The sequence below is a fragment of the Alteromonas sp. AO-Serp genome, assembly GCF_017849675.1.
In the GTDB taxonomy this organism is placed as follows: Bacteria; Pseudomonadota; Gammaproteobacteria; order Enterobacterales; family Alteromonadaceae; genus Alteromonas; species Alteromonas macleodii.
This window is the reverse complement of sequence record NZ_JAFLMX010000283.1, coordinates 1-3,282: the sequence shown is the minus strand read 5'-3', so window position 1 is coordinate 3,282 and position 3,282 is coordinate 1. Positions and strand designations below refer to the sequence as shown.

The 3,282-nt window shown below is 48.5% G+C and carries 5 protein-coding genes; all 5 read left to right on the top strand.

From position 1 onward, the window contains the following. The coding region (locus tag QVA83_RS18525) for an amino acid--tRNA ligase-related protein (protein ID WP_287498798.1) at positions 1–717 on the top strand (717 nt) is incomplete at its 5' end. 3 nt (positions 718–720) lie between these two features. After that, positions 721–1,161, top strand: coding sequence for a dihydroneopterin triphosphate diphosphatase (nudB, locus tag QVA83_RS18520; protein ID WP_014948861.1), 441 nt, complete (start codon positions 721–723; stop codon positions 1,159–1,161). Beyond that, positions 1,161–1,679 carry a crossover junction endodeoxyribonuclease RuvC gene (ruvC, locus tag QVA83_RS18515; RefSeq protein ID WP_014948862.1) on the top strand — a complete coding sequence of 173 codons (519 nt, stop codon included), beginning with the start codon at positions 1,161–1,163 and terminating at the stop codon, positions 1,677–1,679. Before nudB ends, ruvC begins: the two co-directional genes overlap by 1 nt. Positions 1,680–1,715: 36 nt before the next feature. Next, entirely contained in the window at positions 1,716–2,336 is a 621-nt protein-coding gene (ruvA, locus tag QVA83_RS18510) for a Holliday junction branch migration protein RuvA (RefSeq protein WP_014948863.1), read from the top strand. A 68-nt stretch (positions 2,337–2,404) separates the two neighbouring features. Continuing rightward, positions 2,405–3,282 (top strand): Holliday junction branch migration DNA helicase RuvB (ruvB, locus tag QVA83_RS18505; RefSeq protein WP_287498797.1); only part of this gene is annotated, 878 nt, incomplete at its 3' end.

The following is a 3,282-nucleotide window of genomic DNA, read 5'->3' as shown; positions in this document are numbered from 1 at the left end:
CTGGCTTGGATTAAAGTTAACGATGCTGGTGCTGGTCTTGAAGGTCTACAGTCGCCAATCCTTAAATTCCTATCGGAAGACATCACTAACGCCATGCTAGAGCGCACTGGCGCACAAAGTGGCGATATTCTATTGTTCGGTGCAGACAGCTACACTGTGGTTACCGAAGCGATGGGCGCACTTCGTCTTAAGCTTGGTGAAGACTTTGAGCTTCTTGAAGGCGAGTGGAAACCACTTTGGGTTGTTGACTTCCCAATGTTCGAAGAGTTTGACGGTCAGCTACACGCTATTCACCACCCGTTTACCGCGCCGCGTGGTTTAACGCCAGAAGAACTTAAAGCTAACCCAGCTGAAGCCTTATCTGATGCTTACGATATGGTATTGAACGGTGTTGAATTAGGCGGTGGTTCTGTACGTATTCACAATGAAGACATGCAGTCTACGGTATTCAACATTCTTGGCATTGACGATGAAGAAGCGAAGAACAAGTTTGGCTTCTTGCTTGACGCGCTGCGCTTTGGTGCGCCGCCGCATGCAGGTCTTGCGTTTGGTCTAGACCGTTTGGTAATGCTTATGACTGGCGCGACGTCTATTCGTGATGTGATGGCATTCCCTAAAACGACCACAGCGGCATGTCCGTTAACATCGGCGCCTAGCCCTGCGAACCCACAGCAGCTTGAAGAGCTCGCTATTGCAACGGTGAAAAAGCAATCGTAATTTATGGCGTATAAGAAGCCTGAATCTGCACTGGTAGTGTTGTATGACCAACACTACCGAGTGCTGCTTTTGCAACGACAAGACGACCCCACCTTTTGGCAGTCGGTAACCGGCGCGTTAGAAGAGGGGGAGTTACCCTTAGAAACGGCATATCGTGAAGTGTGTGAAGAAATTGGCATCGACGCCAAAGCACACGGCTTTGTGGTTAACGACCACGATAAGCAAAACCAATATGAAATTCGTAGCCGCTGGCTACATCGTTATCCTCCTGGTACTGTGCACAACACAGAACACGTATTTTCCCTTCAAATAAACAGCGATTTACCCCTTGTTTTAACAGAGCACTTACAGTACGAATGGGTGTCGAAAGACGAAGCACTCGCGCGTTTATGGTCTCCCTCTAATAAAGAAGCGGTATCTTTGTTTGTACCGAGTGTGCCTTAATGGTTATACTGGGTATAGATCCAGGTTCTCGGATCACAGGCTACGGTTTAATTGCACGCAAGCAAGGTAAACTGGTGTATGTAGCAAGTGGATGCATTCGCGTTGGAACGGCAGATTTACCCTCTCGTCTTGCTAATATTTTTACCGGTGTTGGCGATATTATTCGTCAATATAAACCCGACCAGTTTGCTATTGAGCAAGTATTTATGGCGAAAAACCCTGATTCAGCGTTAAAGCTTGGTCAGGCCAGAGGTGCCGCCATTGTGGCAGCCACCCAAGCGCAACTTCCTGTTGCTGAGTACAGCGCAAGGCAAATTAAGCAGTCGGTAGTTGGAAAAGGTGGCGCAGATAAAACGCAAGTTCAGCACATGGTAAAACACCTGCTGAATTTAAGCGGCACGCCACAGGCCGATGCTGCCGATGCATTAGCCGTTGCCTTGTGTCATGCACACACTGAACAGAGCCTGATAAACATGGCAGGGCAAGCCCGAAAAACCGTTCGTGGTCGTTTGCGCTAATACTGCTCGAAGCTCACGCTTTTACAGAGATAATTCATGATTGGACGAATTCGCGGTACGTTGGCTGAGAAACAGCCTCCAGAAATTCTTGTAGATGTAGCCGGTGTTGGCTACGAAATTCACATGCCTATGACCAGTTTCTACCAGCTTCCCGCGGTGGGTGAAGAAGTGGTGGTGTACACACACTTTGTGGTTCGTGAAGACGCCCAATTGCTGTTTGGTTTTGCTGATAAAATGGAAAGAGGGCTTTTCCGAGAATTGATCAAAGCCAATGGTGTAGGTCCAAAGCTAGGCCTTGCTATTTTATCTGGAATGTCGGCAAGCCAGTTCTTGGCAAGTGTACAAAATGAAGATGTTTCTGCGCTCGTCAGCTTACCGGGTATAGGTAAGAAAACCGCAGAGCGTTTAGTGGTAGAGCTTAAAGACCGCCTAGCAAAATTTGGCAAGGCGCAGAGTATTGCTGTACCGCCCCCAAGTGGCGACTTGTTATCCACCAACACTATTGTTGCTGTAAACGACGCTCGGGAAGAAGCGCAAAGCGCGCTTATTGCACTGGGATATAAACCTGCTCAAGCGAGCAAACTAGTCGACAGCGTATATAAAGAGGGCATGGAAAGTGAAGCCCTTATTCGCGAATCATTAAAAGCGGCCATATAATGGCGCTCAACGAAGACAGCGGTTCTAAGTCTGCCTGTCTTCACGTCACCGTTTAAAGTAGAACTATCATGATTGAAGCCGACAGACTGATTACGCCTGAAGCCAGCACCGAAGATGAGGTCATCGACCGCGCCATTCGCCCTAAAATGCTGGAAGACTATACGGGGCAGCCTCACGTGTGTGAGCAAATGGAAATTTTTATTCAAGCTGCGCGTAATCGCGACGATGCGCTAGACCATCTACTTATTTTCGGTCCGCCAGGACTGGGTAAAACCACGCTTGCGAACATTGTGGCAAATGAAATGGGCGTGAACATTAAAACCACGTCAGGCCCTGTGCTTGAGAAAGCTGGCGACTTGGCTGCACTGCTTACCAACCTTGAGCGCAATGATGTATTGTTCATAGACGAAATACATCGCTTAAGTCCAGTGGTAGAGGAAATTCTTTATCCTGCCATGGAAGACTATCAGCTTGATATTATGATAGGCGAGGGGCCTGCCGCCCGTTCAATTAAGCTAGACCTTCCTCCTTTTACACTGGTAGGCGCTACCACCCGCGCAGGCTCGCTAACGTCGCCATTACGCGACCGTTTCGGTATTGTTCAACGATTAGAGTTTTACAACGTAAAAGACCTTACCAGTATTGTGGCAAGAAGCGCGAGCTATCTGAATTTAGACATGAACGAGGAAGGTGCGCAAGAAGTGGCACGTCGCTCGCGGGGCACGCCGCGTATCGCCAACCGTTTGTTACGCCGTGTTCGGGATTATGCTGAAATTAAATCTGACGGCACGGTGGGCGCCGACGTTGCGGCCAAAGCTTTAGATATGCTTGATGTAGACAAAGAAGGCTTTGACTACATGGACCGCAAATTGCTTACTGCTATTATCGAAAAGTTTGATGGTGGGCCAGTAGGCTTAGACAATTTGGCAGCAGCCATTGGTGAAGA